Source organism: Pontibacillus sp. ALD_SL1, assembly GCF_017355605.1.
Map to the genome: position 1 here is coordinate 3698303 of NZ_CP062974.1, position 23344 is coordinate 3721646.

Consider the following 23344-nt stretch of genomic DNA (forward strand, 5'->3'; position numbering starts at 1 on the left):
CCCTATTTAAGCATAAGACATAATAGTGTCGTCAATCGCCACTTCATATTGAAGCAATAAATCTTCAAAAATCGACGTCCACGAACAGCCTTTAGCGTATTGGCGAGCACGAACCTCCATTTCCTTCAGAACGTTTTCCTTATGAAGTAAATCTGTTATAGCTTCTATAAATTCACCTACATTGCCAGGTGTACATAATTTTCCCGTTTCATCATGCGTAATAATTCCCTGTACACCGCCTGCCCTCGCTCCAATAACAGGTGTTCCTGCAGCCATAGACTCAAGCACAACATTTCCAAACGTTTCCGTTCTAGAGGGAAACACCATAAGTGTAGAAGTTGCATAAATGCGCGCAAGATGCTCCCCTTCTACATAGCCGGTAAATGTCATATTTTTTGGTGCTCCTGCTTTTAACTCTGCAGCCATCGGACCATCACCTGCAACAAGCCAATGAATGTGTTTCTGTAAAGAAGGAGGAAGAGAATCTGCAATTTTAAGAAACACATCGAGATCTTTCTCTGGCGCAAGTCTCCCCACATAAGTCAATATATAGGGTTCACCAATGTTATACATTTCTCGAACAGCTCCGTGATCGTAATCAGGATGAAAGAGCTGACAGTCTACTCCTCGACTCCATATGCTTATATTTTGGAAGCCTCGTTGGATTAAGTCTCTCTTTGTTTCTTCTGAGGGAACAAACGTCTGCTTGAAAGGAGCATGAAACCATCGCATGTATTTCCAGACCCACTTTGATAAAATGTGCAAATCATAATATTCTAAATAACGATCAAAGTTTGTATGGTAGGAGCCGACCATTGGAATACCTAATTTCTTTCCATAATAAAGGCCTGAAAAACCAATGTTAAATGGTGTAGCAATGTGGATAAGGTCAGGTTGAAATGCTTCCAATTGTTTACGAATATTAGACAGGTTCGGTAATGATAATCGACATTCGGGATAAAGATAAAAAGGGACGCTCTTAAAGCCTTTTATTTGCTCCGTATTTAAACTTTGTTGGTTTCCATCTGGTGCAAAAACGATATACTCCACATCTTGATCATCAAGATAATTCACAAATCGTTGAAGGGTTTTAGCGACGCCATTCACTTGAGGAGTAAAGGTATCCGTAAAAAAAGCAACTCTCATTATTCTTCCTCCCTGCCTTCCCTGTACTCAGAAAAGTTTTTGTTACTATAAGTATAGAAAGGCTTTATGGAGAAAGAATCAACTTACTGTAAAAATTGCTTCATGAACTTCGTCAAAATCCGATTATTTTCAACCATCCACATGTGGATAACTTTTTTACACCTACTATTCAGATGTGGATTTATGGAGATATCAATTTTAAAACATGAGAATACCCTAGTGGATATGTTAAAATAGAGTAAAATGCTCAGAATAAAGGAAGTGACATCATGCGTGTCGTAAACAATATTGCTGATTTAATTGGAGAAACTCCTTTAGTCAAATTAAATCGAATTGTACCTGAAGGTAGTGCCGATGTTTATGTGAAGCTGGAGATGTTTAACCCAAGCGGCAGCGTTAAAGATCGTGCTGCGTATAATATGATGGTCGAAGCCGAAAATGCCGGTTACTTGAAAGAAGGTTCTACTATTATTGAGCCAACAAGTGGGAACACAGGAATCGGAATCGCTATGAATGCGGCAGCTCGTGGCTACCGAGCAATTTTAGTCATGCCAGATACGATGTCGCAAGAGCGTATTAACTTATTAAAAGCATACGGTGCTGAAGTCGAATTAACCCCTGGCTCAGACAAGATGCCAGGTGCTATCCGCCGTGCTGAAGAGTTAGCAGAAGAGATCGAAGGATCATTTATTCCGATGCAGTTTAAGAATATCGCTAACCCAAATGCTCACCGCAATACGACGGCTCGTGAAATTATTGAAGCAATGGACGAAATCGGTAAACCTTTATCAGCTTTCGTAGCAACAGCAGGAACGGGCGGAACTGTAACAGGTACAGGAGAACCTCTGAAGGAACATTATCCGGATTTATCTGTTCACGTCGTTGAACCAGAAGGATCACCCGTTCTTTCAGGCGGAAAACCAGGAAAACACAAATTAGTCGGAACAAGTCCTGGATTTATCCCTGAAATTTTAAATCAAGAAATATACGACGAAATCTTTAAAATAACCGATGAGCAAGCTTATGAGGTAACTCGCCGACTTGCCCGGGAAGAAGGCATATTAGTTGGTCCTTCAGCTGGTGCTGCGGTTTATGCAGCTATAGAAGTTGCAAAACGTAAACAATCAGATGAAGCGGTCGTAGTCATTGCACCGGATACCGGGGAAAGATATCTTTCTGGTGATCTGTTCCGCTTTTAATCATTATAAGGACACTTGAAAAGGACGAAATCGTACACGATTTCGTCCTTTTTTATTGCTTGAGCTTCCCAGACTTCCCTCTTATTGTCATGGCCTCAGGAGCATATCAAACTGCGCCTTGCAAATACTACAAATGGGACATAAGAGCCTATAAATCAGGGAGGTCATAAATATGCAGAAGAAATTTGTTTACGCCCTAACCGCTGTTCTTTCTTTAGGGGTTTTAGGAGCTTGTAACAATACAGATAATGAGGAAAGCTTAAATGATCCAAACAACTCTAATGTAGAGCGCCTAACGTTTGAGAATCAGGGAAATGGTGATTCATATAGCGCCAATGATGGCAATGGCCGTTTTAATGTTGAAGGAGAAATGCGCCAGTACACCATCCCTGGCGGAGATATGAATGGAATGCGTGAAAACGTAGAAAAGTTTGTACCAGATCAATTTGAACAGTATATGCAAGACGGAGAAAAGCGACGTGAATATCGTCAAGGTAAAGGCGATGGCAATGGTCAAACACAGTACTCACAGCCTGACCAAAACCAAACACCAAATCAAAATAATCAAACGCAACAAAAACAACAAGCTCAGGAACAAAAAGAGCAAGCAGATAAAGCTGATAGTGGATTTAAAGCTAAAGTTGTTGAACTAACGAACAAAGAACGTAAAAAGCAAGGCCTTCCAGCTCTAAAAGCAGATGCTGAACTACGAGGGGTTGCACAGAAAAAATCTGAGGACATGGTGAAGAATGATTACTTCTCTCACAACTCTCCTCGCTATGGCAGTCCGTTTGAAATGATGCAAAACTTCGGGGTAGATTATAAAACAGCAGCTGAGAACATCGCAGCTGGCCAGCAAACTCCTGAAAAAGTTGTGCAACAATGGATGAACAGCGCAGGTCACCGTAAAAACATTTTAAACAAAAACGTGACTCACATTGGTATCGGTATTGCTGAAGGCGGAGAAATGGGTATTTATTGGACACAGATGTTTATTCAAAAATAAACAGAATAACAAAACCTCAGAACTCATGGTGAGTTCTGAGGTTTTCATGCTTTTTGTGGTCATCGTTTTTATCATTTCGGGCTATGGTTACGTCATTCCGTCGTCACTCCTTCAGCCCTCTTTGGATATAAGTAAAAGGCCCCCTCAAGTTCATCCACTCAAGGGGGCCTTTATCAATTATGCTTGCTGTGCAAGCTCTTCTTTGCTTTCTAACTCAACGACATTGCGTTGTTCGTTATCGCGATTGACGGTTTTTACATCTAGCTTACCATCAAACTTCTCACCTTCTTGAGTTGTGAACGTAACGTCCACATCTTTCCTCTCGTCTTTTCGATCTTCAAACATTTCATATTGCTCTACGTTATTTAACGTTAAGTCACAGTGTTTCTTTCCATTTACTTGTGTAATTACATACGTTCCATGAGCAAATCGGATCGATTCGCCGCTTTTAGTCATGTATACATCTTTTAATTCTTGTTCTTTTGCTGGCATGCCTTGATCCCTCCATGAATTAATGTCTTGTACTTTCTTCATTTGACGTTTTCACCACTTTTTAAACCTATTTAGCCGTTGCACAAACTTGAACGGGTCCCCATATGATACTAAAACGCTTGATATGGGAGGCTTTTGAAGAAGGTGAAGAAACTTCCTTTTTTTCACAAACCGTTAGCTCTATTTTTATTAGAAATGTGTGAGATTACGTATGAGCAATACAAACAGAAAGGGTTATTTGCCATTCCGGAGGGGTTTACGTTAGTCGAATCTTTCAAAGCAGCCTCCATACAAGAGATGGAATGGTTCGGCTTTATTATTGAAAGTGATGATGCTGTTGTGATTGCATTTCGCGGAACGCAATCAGAACCCGACTGGATTGCGGACGCGCGAGTGTATCAAACGCCCTTCCCCTACCTTGAAGACGCCGGTCTTGTTCATACAGGGTTCTTAACTGTTTATGATTCCTGCCGAGATGCAATTTTTGAAGCATATAAGAAGGTGTCACCTCATAAGACCCTATATATAACCGGTCACAGTCTAGGTGCAGCATTGGCCACCCTTCATGCACTTGATGCAACAATACACGCACCCTTCGATCAAATTGTCATGTATAACTACGCCAGCCCTCGGGTTGGTAATAAAGAGTTCACGATTCAATATCGTAAACACGTGCCAATAAGTATCCGTTTCGTGAACGTCCATGACATTGTCACTAAAGTACCCCCCACCATCATCTATTGCCCAATCACGAAACAAGTTTGGTATTATGCCCACGTGAAATCTCAAAGCTCATTCTCTATCCAAACAGAAACCATAGCAGGCAATCATAGCCTCGTCACATACAAGAAAGGGATCGAGCGATTTATGTAACTCTTATGATGTCAGATGCCTAGTCTGCAAAATTGTACAAAATTCTTCTTCATTTGGTATAACTAAACCTCAGATTCCCGCATACAATATATTAGAATATTCAGATAATATAAAGTTAGGGGCCCCTTCTCTATCTTTTGTCGGTGAACATAAGCTTCGTGTAAACAATTCTTAGAGAGGTGTGACGAATATGTTATCGATTAAGACCCTGAAGCCCTTTTATGTTAAACAAGAAACACGAAACATCCGAATTATGTTAGCTTATCAGTATTTCACTATTCATATTGATGGTGACGTTTATCAATTTGTCCCTGTTGAAGGTAGAGAGATCGTGGTAAATCGAAAAACAAAACGAATTGAGAACGAGAAAGATATCCTCGTTTTCCAAAAAGGTAAACATATGATTCAGATTTCCATTGCAGAACTATTAGATATACCGGAATTCTTAACACACGTCCACTCTATTGCCCATCGATATTTAACAAAGCAGCTACCTGTAACATTAGAGAAGTCAGGTGATGTTATTTATGAATTAGAACGTCAAAATGCTATGAGGCTTATTGATCAAGCGATTGACCACAATGATAAGGAAGCATTCTTAGAACTGTGCGACTATATGAATGAGAACTTCAACGTCTCACATGAAACGCAAAAATAACCCCGATCACTTCAGCGCTTTTTATTGAGGTAGTTAAACCACTTGAGGGAGCGTTATGAAGTGATGGGGCCTATTTTTTACTTATACGTATAATAGTCTGGAGGAATCTCTTGAATAAATCGACTCGGTTCATCCATTGTCACTAACGTTAGTTCGTGCATGGCTCTCGTACAAGCTGTGTAGAATAACTTCCGGTCAAGTTGAAGCTGATAGTTTTTATCTGACGCATTATAGAGAACCACTGCATCAAATTCAATTCCTTTCGCTAAATAAACTGGAATAACAAGAATTCCTTTCGTAAACGTGTACGTATCTTTATCCATAAGACGGACAGGAATGTCACATGACGCTAGTAACTCATAAGCTTCACGGCTTTCCTCAGCTGTTTTACAAATAATTGCGATGGTGTCATACTTCTTCTCCCCAAGTCGATACAACTCTTTTATTAGAGTATTCTGCTGGTCTTCATGGTTGTCTGTACGTATAACAGACGGAAGTGAGCCATCCCTGTTAAATGGTTCAATGGCTTCACCACCCGGAATCATCCCTTTGGTAAACTCAATAATCTGACGCGTAGACCGGTAACTTCGAAGGAGCGTCATATATTCGGCACGCTCTTCTTCATAAAGATCTTCCGAAAGAAGCGTTGGAGCATGTAGGGTATGGGCGTATATAGCCTGATTGTAATCCCCCAGTACTGTCATACGGCTATAAGGAAAGAGTTTTTTAAGAAAAGCAAACTGGAATGGCGAGTAATCCTGTGCTTCATCAATGAACAAGTAACGAATATGGGTATAGACGTGCGTCCCTTTAATTAGATCTTCTAAATATAAAAAAGGCGTAACGTCTTCATAAAACAAGTTCCCACTTTCAATATTCTCTCTTGTTCCCTTTGCTGCCTTCTCGGAAAGCCCTGTTTCAGAATGAAAGAATGATGTATAGATTGCTTTCATATTGAGGAATTTTAATTCATTAATTTTTCTCTTTATTGGTTTCGTATATTTTTTTACGATTGCTTTTGAAAGTATTTTCTTCTCTTGAATAGCATCGTCGAAGGTTTCTGAATTCCCCCTATATCCTGCTTGTAACTTCTGATGGATTTTTAAAAGTTCTTCTTTTCCTAATAGCTCTATTTCTTCCTCAACCCATTCTTTAGAGCGTTCCTTCTTCTCAAAGGCTTCCACCTGTTTAATTAGCCATTCTGCCACCATTTCAAGTCGATTTGGCATTGATATAAAGGAGTCCAAGTTATAAAAGTAATCATGTATGTTCTCTTTTGAAACAATCGTTGCTCCCCTAAACTTTATATTTTTGAAAACCAATCCATCTTCAGACAGAGATTCTGCATACTGATCAACGTCGTTTTTAAACTGAAGTGTCGCCTTATATTTCACACCTTCTAGCCGTGTCTGATATGCATCATTTTGTTCAGCAGTAAGCAAGTATTCAAGTTGATCATAAGCATCTTCAAAATTCAGTCTGGACTCCAACCGATATGCCATATACTCCTGAAAGGTTGTTTGTTCAATGTTTTCCTCTCCTAATTCAGGCAGGACATTAGCCACGTAGCTGTTAAACATAGGATTAGGAGAGAATAACATCATCTGATCTGCTGTAATCTTTGTTCGATATTGATAAAGTAAATAAGCAACTCGCTGAAGCGCTGCCGATGTCTTCCCACTGCCAGCAACTCCTTGCACGACTAAATAGGGACGTCTGTCGTATCGGATAATCTGATTTTGCTCCTTCTGGATGGTAGCGACAATACTTTTCATTTGTGTATTGGCACGGTTCCCAAGCACTTCTTGAAGAAGTTCATCACCAATCGTTATTCCTGTATCAAACATCCCTTTAATCTGGCCCTGACGAATGATGTACTGGCGTTTTACATCCATATTTCCCTCAATCGTTCCTTCAGGTGTTTCATATTCAGCTGGTCCCGGAGAATAGTCATAGTAAAGACTTGATATAGGAGCTCTCCAATCATAAACAAGGAAGTTCTCATCATTACGATCCATTAAAGAAGAGATTCCTATGTAAACTTGATCGGTTTCCTGCTCGTTGTCTTCCGTGAAATCAACACGCCCAAAATAAGGAGAGTGCTCCATCCTCCTTAAAGTCTTCATCTGGTCATACACGTGTTTATGGCTACGTTCTCTCTCACCAAGCAATTCGGCTTGTTGCCGGAGGCTGTTGTACGTTTCCATGATGTCATCGGGCTCATCAATATTGACTGTTACGTCTTCCCAAAAGGTCTCCCGTAGCCCAATAACTTCTTCCTTTACATCCCCTGCTCGATCATTTATATCTTCTATTTTCTGCTCAATTTCTTGCACAACTTCATCAACTCGTTCTTGTTCCCGCTCCCATTCATGATTTGGAGACAAAGGAAACTCCCCCTTTAGTTAAATGTGCTTAAAAGCATCTTTATTCCGTATATTATAAGAAAGCTAAAATGGTTTCTAATACAACCATTAACATAGCCGTTTCAAACCGTCCTTATTCTTCTCAATCAACTGCCTGTTGACCAAATTGAACATCCACAAGACCACGGTAAAATCCATTCTGGACCACCAATTCATCGTGGGTTCCTCGTTCAATAATAGAACCGTTCTGAAGTACTATAATTTGATCTGCTTGATAGATGGTATGCAACCGGTGAGCTATAACAAAGCTAGTGCGTCCTTTCATTAATGTCTTTAAAGCATCATTAATTTTCATTTCTGTCAACGTATCTATACTGCTTGTCGCTTCATCTAAAACCAGAATAGCTGGATCCTTAATCATAGCTCTGGCAATTGAAAGAAGTTGTCTTTGTCCCTGACTGATACTTGATCCAGAAGATTGTAAAATCGTATCATATCCATCTGGAAGCTTACGAATAAAAGAATGGGCGTTTGCATCTCGAGCGGCTTTTTCTACCTCTTCATCCGTCGCCCCAAGTCTTCCATACCGTATGTTCTCCCGAATAGACTTTTCAAATAAGAAGGAATCCTGAAGGACAACGGCCATTTGCTCTCGTAAACTTTCCCTTTTCACCTGTCTAGTATCCTTTCCGTCAATGAGGATCCTTCCACTATCAGGATCATAAAAGCGAAGCAGCAAAGAAATAATAGTGGTTTTTCCGGCTCCTGTCGGCCCAACTAATGCGACTGTTTCTCCTGGATTAGCGCGGAGCGTTATTCCATTAAGAGTCGCTTGATCCGTTTCGTAAGCAAATGACACGGACTCAAACCGCACATCTCCTTTTACCGCCTGTAAGCGATCTTCTTTCTTCTCCGTTTTTTCAGGCTCCTCATCCATCACTTGGAAGACACGCTCAGCACCAGCAACAGCCGAAAGAATCATATTAAACTGGTTGGCTAAATCGTTTAAAGGGCGAGTGAATTGTCTTGAGTAGGTTGCAAATGTAACAATGACCCCCACAGAAATAGACCCTTGGACCGCTAAATATCCACCAGCTCCTACGATAATAGCGAAACTTACATTATTCAGCATGTTCATAAGTTTTGGAATAAATCCAGTATAGGTCTGTGCCCAATATCCGGCTGTCTTTAACTGCTCGTTTTTGTCATTAAATTGAACGATTGTTTCTTTCTCTCGTGAGAACAGCTTTATGATGGCGTGACCGCTTAATGACTCTTCAATATACCCATTTAGATCCCCCAGATGCTTTTGTTGGTCCTTAAAGTAAACACTCGTGCGTTTCGTGATCCACTTCATTCCCACGATTAGGATAGGTACAATCGTTAATGTTAGAAGGGTTAAAACCGGACTCAACCAAATCATCATTCCTATGGTACCTACAAGCGTTAAAATACTTGTTGTAAATTGAATAATGGATGAATTAAGAGTTCTGCTGACATTTTCCATATCGTTCGTGAGACGGCTCATTAATTCTCCATGTTGTTGTTTTTGGAAATAAGAAAGAGATAACTTCTGCAAGTGGGAAAATAAATGATTTCTCATTGTATACACCGTATGTTGTGAAATGCCAATCATCCAATAATTTTGTAAAATGAGGGTCACCATCTGAAAGATATAGATTGCTGCTAATCCGACAAATAATTGTAATAGCGTTGTCGTTTCCACTTTTTCAATGACATGATCGACTGTTACCCCTAATACGTAAGGGCCTACTAACGAGAGAGCAGAACTAATCAATACCATTACCATTACAAGAATGAAAAGATTTCTTTGTCTGTCTACATACTTCCACACTCTCTTTAATGTAGCTTTTAAATCATTTATTTTCGGAGGTTTCTGTCCAATTCTAGAATGAGGATGAGATTTAGGAGTTCTCGACATAATGAACCTCCCCCTTCTTTTGCTGAGATTGATAAAGGGTTTGATAAAACTCATTGCTAGCAAGTAACTCTTTGTGATTTCCAACCCCTTGCATTTTTCCTTCATGAAGAAGAAGGAGCTGGTCGGCTTCTTTTACCGAACTTATTTTCTGGGCAATAATGAATACGGTGTAAGGAAGGTCCGTTAACTTGTTGAGTATGTCGGACTCTGTCTTAGCATCTAATGCACTCGTGCTGTCATCTAATACTAAGATGTCAGGACGCTTCATAAGCGCGCGTGCTATACAGATTCGTTGCTTTTGCCCTCCGGAGAAATTTACACCCTTCTGCCCAATCTTCGTCTCAAATCCATCTGGAAGTTCTTTGATAAATTCGTAAATCCCCGCATCCTTTGTCGATTGAATCAAGTCTTCCATTGTTGCTTCTTTGTTGCCCCATAGTAAGTTTTCTCGTATGGTTCCGGAAAAAAGGTGAGCCTCTTGAGGTACAACTCCTATTTTTTCTCGCAAGTCTTCTACTCTGATATCCTGACTATCCATACCACCAAAAGTAATCGTTCCTCTCCCAGGCTGATAGAGACGAGGAATAAGCTGCGCAAGCGTCGTCTTTCCCGATCCCGTTTCACCAAGGATTCCTAGCATTTTCCCCCGGGGTACTGTGAAACTTATATCCTCTAAAGCTGGATACGCACTTCGTGTAGGGTAAGAAAACGAAACATGATTAAACGCCACCGCTCCCGACTGATATGAAGATCCATCTTGATTTCGATCGTTTCCGTCATGTTCTTCTAATATAGACACAATACGTGAGATGGATGCTCTTCCACGTGAGAAAAGCATAATTAAGAATGAGAACACTCCAAATGAGAACATAATTCTCATTCCGTAATTCAGCACAGAGACGACTTCTCCAGGCTGCGTACCTCCTCCATTTAATCCATAAGAACCTAACCACAAGATTGCGATTAAACTCATGTTCATCCCGAACATAATCATTGGCATCGTCGTTTCCATAAGACGGAGTGCCTTTGTGTTCGCTACCTGTAATGGTCCGTTCGCTTCTTCAAATTGTTTCTGTTCAAACCCTCCGCGATCATAGGCTTTTACCAACCTCATATTAAATAAATTCTCTCTTAAACGATGATTGACTTGGTCCAAATTCGTTTGAACAGACCGGAATCGCTTAACCCCTTTCACCATCACAATAACCATACATCCAAGTAAAAGAGGAACGGCCAACAGCAAAACAGTAGCTAAACTCGGCTCAACTATGATTGCCATGACAAGCCCAAACAATATAAATAGTGGAGCGCGCAACATAATTCTCATAGCCATAAATAAAAGGCTTTGCAGTTGCGTAACATCGCTTGTCATTCTTGTAAGTAATGTAGACAGAGAGAACTTCTGAAGCTGAACAGGTGTGAAGTATTGTATCCTCTTAAACATCGCCTCTCTCACATCACGCGTTACTCCCTGACTGACATTTGCTGCGAAAAATGAGTTGGTAATACCTGCTATAAAAGCAAGAAGAGATAACCCAAGCAACAGTCCTCCCCATCCAGCAACAGCTGAAAGATCTTGCCTTAGAACCCCGCGGTCAATAATAATCCCCATTATTAAAGGCTGAAGAAGCTCAACCACTAACTCCAGCAGCATGAGAAGGAGAGCAATAACAGCAGAACCTTTATAAACCTTTATGTAGGAAAGAATAATACGCATTATGTACCCACCTTTTCCTTTTACATAATATTCAAACATTTTTGCGCAGAAAGGATCTATAAATAAACGTTTAAGTACTAAAAAAAGGTCTGTAACCGGACACTATCAGACCCTTCTTCATCCTTTATTTAGTTAGATCATCCCTGAACATCTTTGTAAGATTTTAATTTCTTCTTTCGTTGTTTGAGAAGCTTTTCTCCTCTCTCAATTGCCCACTGCAATGCTAATCCGTGAAGCACAACGCCCATTATAGATGTACACACAAGCATGACAACCGACTCAGTCCTTAATGGGAATCCGCTTTGATGTCCAAAAAACATCAGTTGCCTGCCTATCATCAAAATGGCTTCAGAGAAGGTGATCACCCCTGCCTCTAGCACCCACAACGTAACCGACTCAGCCAGCAAAATAATTAAAAATAATCCGAATATAAATACCTTAGATCTATACGTCAGCTTATTAATAAAGGGTTCAATATAATATTTCGTAATGGTTTTAATACGAAATAAGTAAATAATACGAACAATACGTGCCATTTGAAAGAATTGATCAAAAGGGATTACAGCCACCACTAAAAAAGGGTTTTGTTTAACAAACTTCCATTTATTCTCCGCTAACACTAACCGAACCATGAAATCCGTCATGAATATTCCCCAAACGACCCAGTTGATTGCAGAGTCGTAGGGGCGATCGCTCCATAACGTCATAATGGTTGCAATAACGAGCAGAATCATTATCCCCTCATACGTACGCTTGAAGATTCTCATATACTCGTCCTTTACTAAACCTTTTGATAGTAGTATATCACGAGGATAAAGAATCGGATCCATTCATATGGAAATTATTCTTTCCTTTGTTTTTTACTTTATAAAGGGACTGATCAGCCCTCTTCACCAATTCATCTGCTACAACCCCATGTTCTGGATATAAACTAATTCCAATACTTGCTTGTATAGGAATCTCAATCCCCTTTTCGGAATAAGGGCTTTCGTGAAATTGTTTAAGCAATGACTGTGCCTCTCCTTTCACAAAATCAATGGAAGGAATATCGTCTAAACAGATGACAAACTCGTCTCCTCCTAACCTGGCAGCAAACCCTTTGCCCTGCACAAATTCGTTCACTTCTTTAGACACATGTTTTAAGAAATCATCTCCAACAGTGTGTCCGTAACGGTCATTAACTTGTTTAAATGAATCTAGGTCAAAGAGCATAATGGCAACATTAAGTGTAGTACTCGATTGGATTCGCTCTTCCAATGATTGATAAAAAGACCTTCGATTGGGCAATTGAGTTAAGGAATCATGATAAGCCAGGAAGGAAACCTGCTCCGCCTTCTGCTTCTCAGAGGTAATATTCCGTATAATGATCATGAAATACGGCTGTTGGTCCACAAATAAGAAGTCTCCATCAATGAGTAAATGACGGGTTTTACCGTCTCTTACACTCTCAATTTCTGCCTCAAATTCCCGAACAGGCTGGCGTTTTTCAAATATTCTATGATAGAGATCAATCCATTCTTCTTGATGGGTAGTCTGGTAAGCCTCAAACACATTCCGGTTGCGAATATTCACATCTTCTAATAAGTATTGAGCTGTTGGGTTTGCTTCCTTTATGACTCCTTTGCTATCAACTAATATAATAGCGTTAGGATTTAAGTTAAATAGAATTTCATAACGTTTCGAGTAAGAAGATAGAAAGTCATATTTGACCATCGCCCTCCTTAACATGAAACACCAGACCACACCTGAGAAGATATATGGACGGGGAGGTAACCATTTCCCAAAATCAATATAACCAAATATAATATTCCAAACTAATACAAATGTAAATGAGTACAATAAGATATCCATTATACGTTTACGTTCTAACGATTCGATCACTTTTCTTTGCTTAAAAATGATATAAATGAAAAAGACCGTCAACAGATTCCCTGTTGTAATAGCTAAATAATAAAACGTATTATGGGTTGGAAGTTTCCAGATCCCTTGCTGAACGAAGTTAAGGCTATTGAACATATGACTCAATGAAAATACCGATAAAATCACAAATACAACAGGTACATAATAAATATATGGTCGTAAGCGGATGGGTATTCGATGTTTGAAGGAGGTCACTTCAGCTACAAAGTGGAATCCGAAACTTATCAAGAGAGCACCAACGTTGCCATACCAAAGTATTGCTAATGGTGCACTGTATTGGATGGGAAGCAAGTGGCGTATATATTCTTCTAAAAACAACAACATGTATCCTAGCACGATTAAACTGGCCAAGCGGTGGATCTTACTCTGAACATTACGAAGAAAGACTTCAATCGCCATATAAAACAGAAATAAGACAGGAATTAAATAGATAAAGAAACTCATTATAATCGATTCGACAGTCATACTACACACATCTCTTCATTGGTTTTCATGCATTACTTTTAGATTAGCATGAATTACTCATACAATTAACTTTTAACCCTCTCCTTAAACCAATCCTTGAGCATAAAGAACCACTCCCAATAAATATAGTTGTATCATTCAGACCGAAACCCTCTATTACGCATATTCATTTTAAATATCATTCATTTATGTTACAGTACTTCGAGTATCGAAATAGTAAAATCTCAGCAGGAGGAAACATATGAAAAAGGAATCAACCCCTCTTTTCAAACAAGGATATTTTAAAACGATTATCATTCTTAGCATTGCCGTTTGGCTTGTAGTCATGAACACAACCATGTTCAACGTAGCCCTGCCAAATGTGCTAAGTGATTTCAGTCTCTCTCCTTCACAAGGGGCTTGGATTGTATCAGGGTATTCCATCGTTCTAGCAATCTTTACGATCACTTATACTCGCTTAAGTGACTATGTTCCACTTAAACGATTACTTATGATTGGTGTTGTGCTCTTTGCATCAGCATCCGTTTTTGGATACTTTACACAAAATTTCATTTGGCTCATGATTGCCAGACTCTTTCAAGCTGCCGGAGCAGCTGCAATACCAGGACTTTCTTATGTATATGCCGGACGTTTTGTACCAGGGCATCACAGAGGACGTGCCATGGCTTTCATTGCTTCTGCTTCTTCTCTAGGATTCGGTCTCGGTCCTGTTTTCGGTGGGGCAATTACGGATTACTTAAACTGGAATTTCTTGTTCGTCTTTACGTTACTCGTTATTCTTTTGTTACCTGTTTTAAATAAACAATTACCAGAAGAGTCTTCTCAACCTGGTCATTTCGATAAAATGGGGGCGGTTTTAACCGGATTATCGGTTACTGCTTTGCTCTTATTTATATCTACCATAACGTGGTACTATCTGGCAGTTGGTTTGGTGTTAGCAGGGATGTTGTGGTGGCATTTAAATAAGAATCATGCTCCATTTATTCAGCCTAAATTAATTCGAAATAAACCCTACCGATTGATTGTCTATATGAGTTATTTAGGATTTACCACTCATTTTGCAATCCTCGTCTTAATGCCTTTAATGCTGAAAAATGTATATGACAAAAGCCCAACAACAGTAGGGCTAATCATCTTCCCAGGAGCTTTCCTTTCAGCTCTTGCAGCTGTATATGTAGGACGTCTAATAGATCGATACGGCAATATACGGGTGATGTTTCTCGCTCATGTTCTACTAACAGGATCGACGATCATTTTTTATTTCTTATCACCTATAAATGAATATATGATTATGTTTGGCTATATGTTTACAAGCTTTGGATTCTCAAGTCTATCGTCTAGTTCTACGAATGAAGTTTCTCACTTTCTACCTTCTACCTTGATTGGATCAGGTATTGGTCTTAAACAACTTGTACAGTTCGTTGGTTCAGCCTCCGGACCTGTACTGGCCGGTTTCTTCTTAGAACTCGGAGATGAGCAGTATTCCATGGCTTCTTTCCAGAATACATTCTTGTTTATACTGGTCCTCATGGTTTTATCTTGTATTATTTTTGGGCAGATGGTTAGAAGATCGAAAAAGATAGAAGGTTAGGGTACTTCTATAAAAATACCGGTTATTCAAAGTAAAAGCTGTCCCTTAAAGGACAGCTTTTACTATTGTTTATGGGATATCATAGCCTTGAGAGCTCGTGTAAATCTCAAACCATTGGTCTTTTGTGAGCGTAAGGTCAAGAGCAGCTACGCTTGACTTAATACGCTCTATTTTGCCTGATCCTACAATAGGGATGACCTTTGCTGGATGAGCTAGTAACCAGGCATACATAACCTGATCAATTCCTTCTGCACCAATCTCTCCGGCCACTTTATCAAGAGTAGTGCGTAAGCGAATCGCTCTCTCACTATCACTAGTGAACACATCCCCACCACCAAGAGGAGACCAAGCCATTGGGGCCAATCGTTTTTCCATACAAGTATCTAGTGTTCCATCATGAATATTCTCAAGATTGTATGGAGATAGTTCAATTTGGTTTGTAATAAGTTCTACATCTAAGTGAGACTCAAGCATGTCCAGTTGATGTTTTTTGAAATTGGATACACCAAAATGACGCACTTTACCAGCGTCTTTTAATTCACGAAAAGCTTCTGCCACTTCTTTTGGATCCATTAATGGATCTGGTCGGTGAATAAGTAACAGATCGATATACTCGGTTCCAAAAGCTTGCAACGAATTCTCAACAGACTTCAAAATGTGAGCTTTGCTCGTATCATAGTGATGCGATTGATGCTCTGGACGATTCTCAGATTCTAAAACAATCCCACACTTTGTAACAAGCTCCATCCTCTCACGCAACTCAGGTTTAAGGGCAAGCGCTTGTCCGAATAATGGCTCACATGTATAACTTCCATATATATCAGCGTGATCAAATGTCGTAATGCCAAGGTCTAAACATTGTTCAATCAGTTCGACTACTTCTTCATTCGAATAATTCCAATCAGCCAATCTCCAATGTCCATGGACAATTTGAGAAACTGAAAATTCTTCAGCAAGTTGAATACGATTCATAGATTTAACTCCTCCAAATATGTATATACTTCTCCTTTATCGTACTTCCTTTCCCCCAAAAACGCGAGGAAAGCGCTTCATCATAGTGAAGCGTGCCAGACACCCTTTATCTTCCTAAAGGGTGTCTGGCACGCACCTGTTAGATTCGGACAGTTCCGTTTTGGCTTTGGTAAATGGAATCAATGAGTTTAATATTTTCAAGCGTTTTAAATTGTAATGCATCGATTGATTCATGGTTTTCTACGATTCTTTCAAATGCTTCTATTTGAAGAGCATACTGATCACCTTCTTCTACAACTTCTCGTTCTCCATCCTTATTGGATATACGTATGACACCTTTATGATCATTTGCATCTGGACGATAAGCATGAGGAACAGTCATTCTACCTTCCGTTCCAATAATTTCATACTCATTCCGTAATGGTGTGTTGAAACTACAGTCAACCTGAACCAGAACTCCATTCTCAAGTTTCATTGTAACGAGCGAAGCTAGATCTACTTCATGGTCCTCATCGACATTTGATATAGACTGCACATGATCGGGTTTACTCCCCAACAAATGAAGAGCAGAATGAGTGCCGTAACAGCCTACATCCCAAAGAGCCCCTCCCCCTTTTTCAGGATCGAGACGAATGTTGTAGTTACTTCTGTCAAAGCTAAAGGAGAAGCTGGCCTTCATTAACTCCACATCTCCAATTTCACCTGATGCAATAATCTCTTTCACACGCTCATGTTGAGGGTGGAATTGATACATAAATGCCTCTAAGAAAATTACATTATGGTTCTGACAAGTCTGGATCATTTCTTCTACGTCACGATAGCTTAAAGCAGCAGGCTTCTCACATAAGATATGTTTTCCAGCTTGGGCAGCCTTTAAGACCCATTCTTTATGAAGATGATTAGGTAAGGGAATATATACGGCCTCAACTTGTTCATCATTCAATAATTGCTGATAACTACTATAAGCATTTGGAATATCAAAATGCTTTGCTACTTTCTCTTCTTTACCACTGCTACTTGCTACAGCCACAACCTCAGCCCCATCTGATCGCTGAATGGCTGGAATTAAAGCCTTCCTAGCAATATTTGCTGTTCCTAAAATGCCCCAACGCATGTTTAATCCCTCTCCTTTATAATTTAATAGCCTACATTTTCCTCTTAACGCATATACCCGTTCTTTTCCCCTTTCAAATCTTGCTATCTATTACCACGCTATTGATTTACTCATCATAAAGACCGGAAAATCAATCAACAAACGTAACGGCCCCATCCACACAAAAGGCCTCAGCTTCGAGCCTTATCTCCCGTATAAGGAGGGCTTATGCAGAGGGTCTATTTTTCTTGTTTGAATTTACAAAACATATTTAAAATACAGAATCTTATAGTAAAATAAGTAAAAGGTTGAATGACCAATTATGTTAAAGATTGGAGTTGGCTATGAAGGATTCTGTTATTACATCATGGAGTATTTGGACAACGATTGCTCTTATCTTGATGGGAATTACGATGCCCCTGTGGTTAAGTATTGATATGGTTGGCCTTTCTTCTGCGATGGAGAAATTGAACGAAGATCCATCCGGAAGTACGCTTATGATGACAGCTTTTACACTTGTCATGTTAAACACAATTCGTGCGCTCCCTCATTACCTTGGAGCTTTATTATTAGGAGATATACTTGGTAGAAAGTTCGAAAAACCCTGGTTAAAAGTTGCGGTTCCCTTCGGTGTCATCCCGCTTGTGTATGCCTCTATTAATTCATATAGCGCTGTTAATTATCACTTCGGTGGTCCCGCCTTTTTGATTTTAATGTCTATCGTTCTAATGCATATGTTGAGCCGCGATCAACTAAGACCGGTTCTCAAATCATTCGTTCTAGCTCAGTTATTATTTGGCTATCAATGGCTGGATACTGTTACGTTTTTAACCCCATTTGGCTTCGGGGGCGGCGCTATATCTTCAGAACTTAAAGACATTGCCGTTTCCCTTGAATTCGGGACGACTCTATCCTTTTATAGTATCGTTCTGTGTTCCATCTTTGTCATCAATGCGGTAATGCTTACCGTTTACTTAGCAGTGTCTGCTCAAAAGTGGAAGATCAAACAGGATTTAAACCGTGCTAGAGGAGAGATGATTGAATCAAGATCTGGACGAGAAGCCCTTCATCTGGTACATGATTTAAAAACCCCTCTTGCTCTTATCGAGGGACTAAATTCATTAATTCAGATGAAGACGAAAAACCAAGAGATCCTCGATTATACAGACAAAATCTCTGAATCCATCCAATCCACCAGCAATATGGTATCCGAGATCCTTTATGATGAGAAGAAAAACTGGTGCAGCATGAAGCGTTTGATTGAATATATAAGAGCTAATAAATTAAGCTACGCTGATATCTCTTTTGAGTTCGAATTAAATGCTAATGAAGATACTGAAGTACTTGTAAACAAAATTCGTATGACTCGTGCCATGGTCAATTTAATTGATAATGCCTGTGATGCTGTAGAAGGGATTCCTAATGCCCATGTTATTATCAGAACGGAAAAATATGGTGAAGAGATTTGGCTAGGCGTTGAAGATAATGGAAATGGGATTCCAAAGAGAGAGCAACAGAAGATTTGGAAGCCTGGGTTTAGCACGAAGAGCCACCCTGGTTTTGGACTGACTTTTGTCAAAAACGTCGTAGCCGAACACGATGCCGCCTTACATATCGAAAGTGATAAAAATCAAGGAACTTTATTCTGGATTCAATTGCCAAAGGAGCGTGTACGCTATGAACATTCTAATCATTGATGACGATTCGTCCCTTCGCTATATGTTACAAGAAATCTGCAATCATGCAGGCTGGGACTCGCAAACAGCAGAAAACGGAAAACAAGGTGTAGATCTCTTTAATCAAGCACCCTTTGACTTAATCTTGGTAGATTATCATATGCCAGAGATGGACGGCCTCCAAACCGTTAAAGAAATACGCAAAACGAATCCGTCGATCCCCATTCTGGTACTAACAGTAGACGAACGACAGGAAATTGCCGATCAATTCTTAAAAGAAGGCGCCACTGACTTTGCCTTAAAACCTGTCAAAGCACCGGACATGATCTCAAGAATCCAACTCCACGTCCAGCTCTCGAATATTAAAGAAAGCCAAAATCAAAACGACAACGTCTACAGCACAAAAGGCATTAGCAAAGGAACCCTCTCATACGTAGAAGAGTACCTAAAGAAACAAAACGAACCCACCTCAGTGGACGAAATCTCAAAAAAAGTAGACCTCGCCTACCCAACCGTCTACCGATACGTCATGCACTTGTTAGAAGAAGGCAAAGTCAAACAAGTCGTAAGCCACCAAAAAATTGGGAGACCGAAGAAATTGTATCAGTGGTATACCCTATGAAAAGCGCAGGGGGCTCGCCCAGGGGCGTACGGATAAGCAAAATGCCGGAAGTGGCGATTAACCACTGCAGGTAGTTTGCTTATCTCGCTAGCCCCTAGCCCCCGGAGCTAGACACCATGAAAAGCGCAGGCGGGGTGCCCAGGGCCGTACGGATAAGCAAGCTGCCGGAAGTGGCGATTAGCCACTGCAGGTAGATTGCTTATCACGCTAGGCCCTCCCCGCCGGAGCTAGATCATGAAAAGCGCAGGCGGGGTGCCCAGGGCCGTACGGATAAGCAAGCTGCTGCAAGTCTGCGTAGCAGACTGGAAGTAGATTGCTTATCTCGCTAGGCCCTCCCCGCCGGAGCTAGATCATGAAAAGCGCAGGGGGGTGCCCAGGGAAAAGAGGAAGTTCGACTAAAACCGTCACGTCAATAGCCAACGTCGAACGACCCCACCTCGTGTGGGGCCGGATAAGCAAACTGCCGGAAGTGGCGATTAGCATTAGCCACTGCAGGTAGTTTACTTATCTCGCTCGTCCACAAGTACCGCTCAATAGTAATTAAAAAAATCCTCCAGGCTAAGCTTCATCCACTTAGCCTGGGGGATTTTTTCATTTTTTTCTCTTTCTTCACTTAACTAATCCTCGTTACAATACAAATTATCATGCAATTATAAAAATTTAAACATCAATAAGGAGTTTGACAATCATGGAACATTTCGGAATCTTATCATTACTACCTTCCGTTGTTGCCCTTACACTGGCAATTTGGTCAAAACGCGTGATCCCGTCTCTACTTTCCGGGATCTTAGTTGGTACAATAATGATTGATATACAAGCAAACGGTGTATTACACTCTATTTTTTACTCAATCGTTAACCTATTTGGCGCTATCGCAGGTCATCCCGCTAACCCTGAAGAGGGAATTAGAGGGATGGGCATTGTGAAAGGAGCTGGAAGAGCAGAGTTAATTCTTGTTGTCTTCCTGCTTGGTGCATTTATTGGAGTATTAAATAAATCAGGCGGTGCCTACGCATTTGGGAATTGGATTGCTACAAAGGTTAAAGGGAAGAAAGGGGCGCAAGTATCTACTGCTGTTATGGGGAGCTCTCTTTTCACAAGTGCTTACTTTAGCTCATTAGCAACAGGGACAGTATTTAAGCCAATCTATGACCGTATGAAAATTTCCCGAGAGAAGCTAGCTTTTTTCTTAGATTCTACTTCCTCTCCTATTAATGTGCTTGTCCCTATTTCAGGTTGGGTTGCGTTCATGGGTGCTTTAATGGTTGATAATATCCCTAGTGTAGAGGATCCGATAATAGGAATCGCCAAAACGATTCCCTTCAACTTCTATAATATCGTTATCCTAATCATGGTATTTCTATTCGCATCGGGGAAAATTAAAGACTTTGGCCCAATGAAGAAGGCCGAAGAACGAGCCCAGCAAGCTCAATCTGACATTCCAAAACAAGGTACAGCACGGGCTGAAATGGCTGCCAGCACGGAAGCTGCAGACCATGCATCTCCGATGGATATGGTTCTTCCATTAGGAGTTACAATCGGCACTCTTGTATTCCTTGGTTTATGGAACTACACGCTTCCTTACTTTATCGCTATCGAGAAGTTACCATTAGACGGGAACAAAATGTTGTTAATTAGTTTTTCTTTAGGAATCATCACAGCGTTCTTACAATATACGCTCACGAAAAAGATGTCACCAATCACGTTTTTAAATGAATTATTTGAAGGCAGTAAAACGGTAATCCTCGGTGGAATTATTATTATTCTTGCCGTTACATTAGGAGATATTATGCGCGCCACTGCTCCAGAGGGAACTGGTGCTGCTGCGTTTATTGAGGAAGTTGCTGGAGGGGTAGTTCCTTCATCAATGGTGCCCGTTTCATTGTTTATTTTATCTGGATTTGTCGCTTTTTCTATGGGAACATCCTTTGGAACATGGGCGATCATGATGCCAATAGGTGTATCCTTAATGCTTGCTACAGGTGGCGATCCAATTTTAGCAGCAGCCGCTGTCCTATCAGGCGGGGCACTTGGAGACCACACATCTCCAATATCTGATACTAGTATTATGTCATCAGTAGGAGCTGATTGTGATCATATGAGTCACATCAATACACAGCTCCCTTACGCTCTTACAGCAGCCGGAGTGGCTTCTTTACTCTTTCTCATTACCGGAATTATTATGTAAATGCGTAACTCCTACCTCTTATGGTAGGAGTTTTTTACTGTATTTTCATTCATTCGAACGACTAATTAAATGAGAGCTAGATTTTCGTTAACAAAAAAGCGTTACTGGTTAAAGCACTTCCAGTAACGCTTTTTATACTCTCCCTTTGGTCTGGCAAGTCGGGCAGTAGTAACACCGCCTTGATGCAGCTGTAATCTTTCTTATTTCTGTCCCATCAACCCGACAAGGTTTTCCTTCCCTATTAAATACAAAGTGTCGATACTGGGAGCGTTTCTCGCCTTTGGCTTTTAAACGCTCTGCAAGGTGTGCATCAACAGTAATGCCGCCCGTTTTATAGGATCGATCCATTAAAGTAATGACCGCTTCAGCAGCTTTCTCTATTTGATGAGTTGTACAATCTATGGGCCGTAGTTCAGGGTGGATTCCTGCCACAAAGAGGATCTCACTCCTTAAATAATTTCCGATCCCCGCCAAAAAAGCTTGATCCAACAACAAGGAAGTCCACTTCCTTTTACAAAAACGGTTAGAGGTAAAGCGTTCTGTTAAGTCCTTTACCGTAACGTGTTCATTTAAGAGATCTGGACCAACTTTGGATATGAACGGATGAAAGTCAACCTCTTCATCTCTAAGCACTTCAATGTCTGATGCACTATAAAGCAGAGCCGATTTCTTTTCATTATGAATGGCCAATCGTAGCTGACGATTTGTTTTAGGATAGTTATAAGATTTGCGAACATACCATTTCCCGTAAAGTTGGTTATGAGAATAAATCGTATACCCATTGTTAAAACGAATTAGCATCGCTTTACCTTTTGTATCTACTCGTACCACTTCACTATTAGCGAACAAGGATTCATACTCTTGGAGCACTTCAAAAGCAAAAGAGACTTCTAAGACCATTGAGGCTTGAAGAGCTTTCTCTACCTCATCAGCTGCTCTTCTAATTTCCGGACCTTCAGGCATTCCTTCACCTCCACAGTTTCCGTTTCCTTACCTTTTTAGAAATTTGGTTCATCACTTCAGAAAGCACAAGACCTATTGCAATCGCACCCGAGATCATAAATACTTTCGCCGCAATGGGAAGAGCTTCTCCGTAATCATTCTGAACAAAGTTGCGCATGGCATCATAAGCTAGTCCCCCAGGTACTAAAGGAATTATACCCGCCACGCTAAAAACAACAACAGGCGTTTTATACCTTCTCGCGAAGAACTGACTAATCATCGCAATAACAAAAGATGCAACAAACGTTCCTGTTACGGCATCAATGTTTGCTTGTATAAACAACATGTAGATGACCCACCCTAAGGAGCCTACTAGTCCACATTTCAACAGTGTGCTTTTGGGCGCTTGAAATATGACCCCAAAGGCTGCGGAGGCAATAAAGCTTAATATAAATTGTTCCATAATCATCAGCGTC

At 40.4% G+C, this 23344-nt stretch carries 19 protein-coding genes; 8 read left to right on the forward strand and 11 right to left on the reverse strand.

Features of this window, described 5'->3' with window-relative positions; all coding sequences use genetic code 11:
- Positions 1-6: 6 nt before the first annotated feature.
- Positions 7-1146: a glycosyltransferase family 4 protein gene (locus IMZ31_RS18300; RefSeq protein WP_207528667.1), complete on the reverse strand. Its 1140-nt coding sequence runs from the start codon at positions 1144-1146 to the stop codon at positions 7-9.
- 269 nt (positions 1147-1415) lie between these two features.
- On the opposite strand from IMZ31_RS18300, the gene cysK reads away from it, so the two are divergent.
- The gene (gene cysK / locus IMZ31_RS18305) at positions 1416-2345 is read left to right on the forward strand and encodes a cysteine synthase A (RefSeq protein WP_207528668.1); all 930 of its coding nucleotides are present in this window, start codon (positions 1416-1418) and stop codon (positions 2343-2345) included.
- A 172-nt stretch (positions 2346-2517) separates the two neighbouring features.
- Positions 2518-3351 carry a CAP domain-containing protein gene (locus tag IMZ31_RS18310; RefSeq protein ID WP_242705612.1) on the forward strand — a complete coding sequence of 278 codons (834 nt, stop codon included), beginning with the start codon at positions 2518-2520 and terminating at the stop codon, positions 3349-3351.
- Between the two features lie 177 nt (positions 3352-3528).
- On the opposite strand, the gene IMZ31_RS18315 is transcribed toward IMZ31_RS18310, so the two are convergent.
- Positions 3529-3885, reverse strand: a complete 357-nt coding sequence (locus IMZ31_RS18315; protein ID WP_207528669.1) for a hypothetical protein — start codon at positions 3883-3885, stop codon at positions 3529-3531.
- A 153-nt stretch (positions 3886-4038) separates the two neighbouring features.
- Here IMZ31_RS18315 and IMZ31_RS18320 point away from each other — a divergent pair, with 153 nt between their 5' ends.
- Complete coding sequence (locus tag IMZ31_RS18320; protein WP_207530465.1) at positions 4039-4716, forward strand: lipase family protein; 678 nt, start codon at positions 4039-4041, stop codon at positions 4714-4716.
- A gap of 190 nt (positions 4717-4906) precedes the next feature.
- Positions 4907-5374 (forward strand): IDEAL domain-containing protein, encoded by a 468-nt coding sequence (locus tag IMZ31_RS18325; RefSeq protein ID WP_207528670.1) that lies wholly within the window; start codon positions 4907-4909, stop codon positions 5372-5374.
- A 77-nt stretch (positions 5375-5451) separates the two neighbouring features.
- Here IMZ31_RS18325 and helD read toward each other — a convergent pair whose 3' ends face one another.
- The 5 genes from helD to IMZ31_RS18350 all read right to left on the reverse strand — a co-directional run bounded on the left by helD (position 5452) and on the right by IMZ31_RS18350 (position 13784).
- Positions 5452-7761, reverse strand: coding sequence for an RNA polymerase recycling motor HelD (helD, locus tag IMZ31_RS18330; RefSeq protein WP_207528671.1), 2310 nt, complete (start codon positions 7759-7761; stop codon positions 5452-5454).
- Positions 7762-7882: 121 nt separating this feature from the next.
- Positions 7883-9682: an ABC transporter ATP-binding protein gene (locus IMZ31_RS18335; protein ID WP_207528672.1), complete on the reverse strand. Its 1800-nt coding sequence runs from the start codon at positions 9680-9682 to the stop codon at positions 7883-7885.
- Positions 9666-11399 (reverse strand): ABC transporter ATP-binding protein, encoded by a 1734-nt coding sequence (locus IMZ31_RS18340; RefSeq protein WP_207528673.1) that lies wholly within the window; start codon positions 11397-11399, stop codon positions 9666-9668. Before IMZ31_RS18340 ends, IMZ31_RS18335 begins: the two co-directional genes overlap by 17 nt.
- 137 nt (positions 11400-11536) lie before the next feature.
- Positions 11537-12166 carry a transporter gene (locus IMZ31_RS18345; protein ID WP_207528674.1) on the reverse strand — a complete coding sequence of 210 codons (630 nt, stop codon included), beginning with the start codon at positions 12164-12166 and terminating at the stop codon, positions 11537-11539.
- Between the two features lie 37 nt (positions 12167-12203).
- Entirely contained in the window at positions 12204-13784 is a 1581-nt protein-coding gene (locus IMZ31_RS18350; protein WP_207528675.1) for a diguanylate cyclase domain-containing protein, read from the reverse strand.
- Positions 13785-14025: 241 nt separating this feature from the next.
- Here IMZ31_RS18350 and IMZ31_RS18355 point away from each other — a divergent pair, with 241 nt between their 5' ends.
- Positions 14026-15375, forward strand: a complete 1350-nt coding sequence (locus IMZ31_RS18355) for an MFS transporter (protein ID WP_207528676.1) — start codon at positions 14026-14028, stop codon at positions 15373-15375.
- Between the two features lie 69 nt (positions 15376-15444).
- Here the strand turns inward: IMZ31_RS18355 and IMZ31_RS18360 are convergent, their stop codons facing one another.
- Entirely contained in the window at positions 15445-16347 is a 903-nt protein-coding gene (locus IMZ31_RS18360) for an aldo/keto reductase (RefSeq protein WP_207528677.1), read from the reverse strand.
- Positions 16348-16486: 139 nt separating this feature from the next.
- Positions 16487-17461: a Gfo/Idh/MocA family protein gene (locus IMZ31_RS18365; protein WP_207528678.1), complete on the reverse strand. Its 975-nt coding sequence runs from the start codon at positions 17459-17461 to the stop codon at positions 16487-16489.
- Positions 17462-17784: 323 nt separating this feature from the next.
- Between IMZ31_RS18365 and IMZ31_RS18370 the strand changes: the two genes are divergently transcribed.
- From IMZ31_RS18370 to IMZ31_RS18380, 3 genes are all read left to right on the forward strand, one after another.
- Entirely contained in the window at positions 17785-19137 is a 1353-nt protein-coding gene (locus tag IMZ31_RS18370; RefSeq protein WP_242705613.1) for a sensor histidine kinase, read from the forward strand.
- Positions 19118-19738, forward strand: a complete 621-nt coding sequence (locus tag IMZ31_RS18375; protein ID WP_207528679.1) for a response regulator — start codon at positions 19118-19120, stop codon at positions 19736-19738. Before IMZ31_RS18370 ends, IMZ31_RS18375 begins: the two co-directional genes overlap by 20 nt.
- Before the next feature lie 688 nt (positions 19739-20426).
- Positions 20427-21926, forward strand: coding sequence for a Na+/H+ antiporter NhaC family protein (locus IMZ31_RS18380; protein WP_207528680.1), 1500 nt, complete (start codon positions 20427-20429; stop codon positions 21924-21926).
- Positions 21927-22058: 132 nt separating this feature from the next.
- Here the strand turns inward: IMZ31_RS18380 and nei are convergent, their stop codons facing one another.
- The gene (gene nei, locus IMZ31_RS18385) at positions 22059-22889 is read right to left on the reverse strand and encodes an endonuclease VIII (protein ID WP_207528681.1); all 831 of its coding nucleotides are present in this window, start codon (positions 22887-22889) and stop codon (positions 22059-22061) included.
- A 4-nt stretch (positions 22890-22893) separates the two neighbouring features.
- The gene (locus IMZ31_RS18390) at positions 22894-23337 is read right to left on the reverse strand and encodes a threonine/serine exporter family protein (protein ID WP_036780357.1); all 444 of its coding nucleotides are present in this window, start codon (positions 23335-23337) and stop codon (positions 22894-22896) included.
- Positions 23338-23344: the final 7 nt, after the last annotated feature.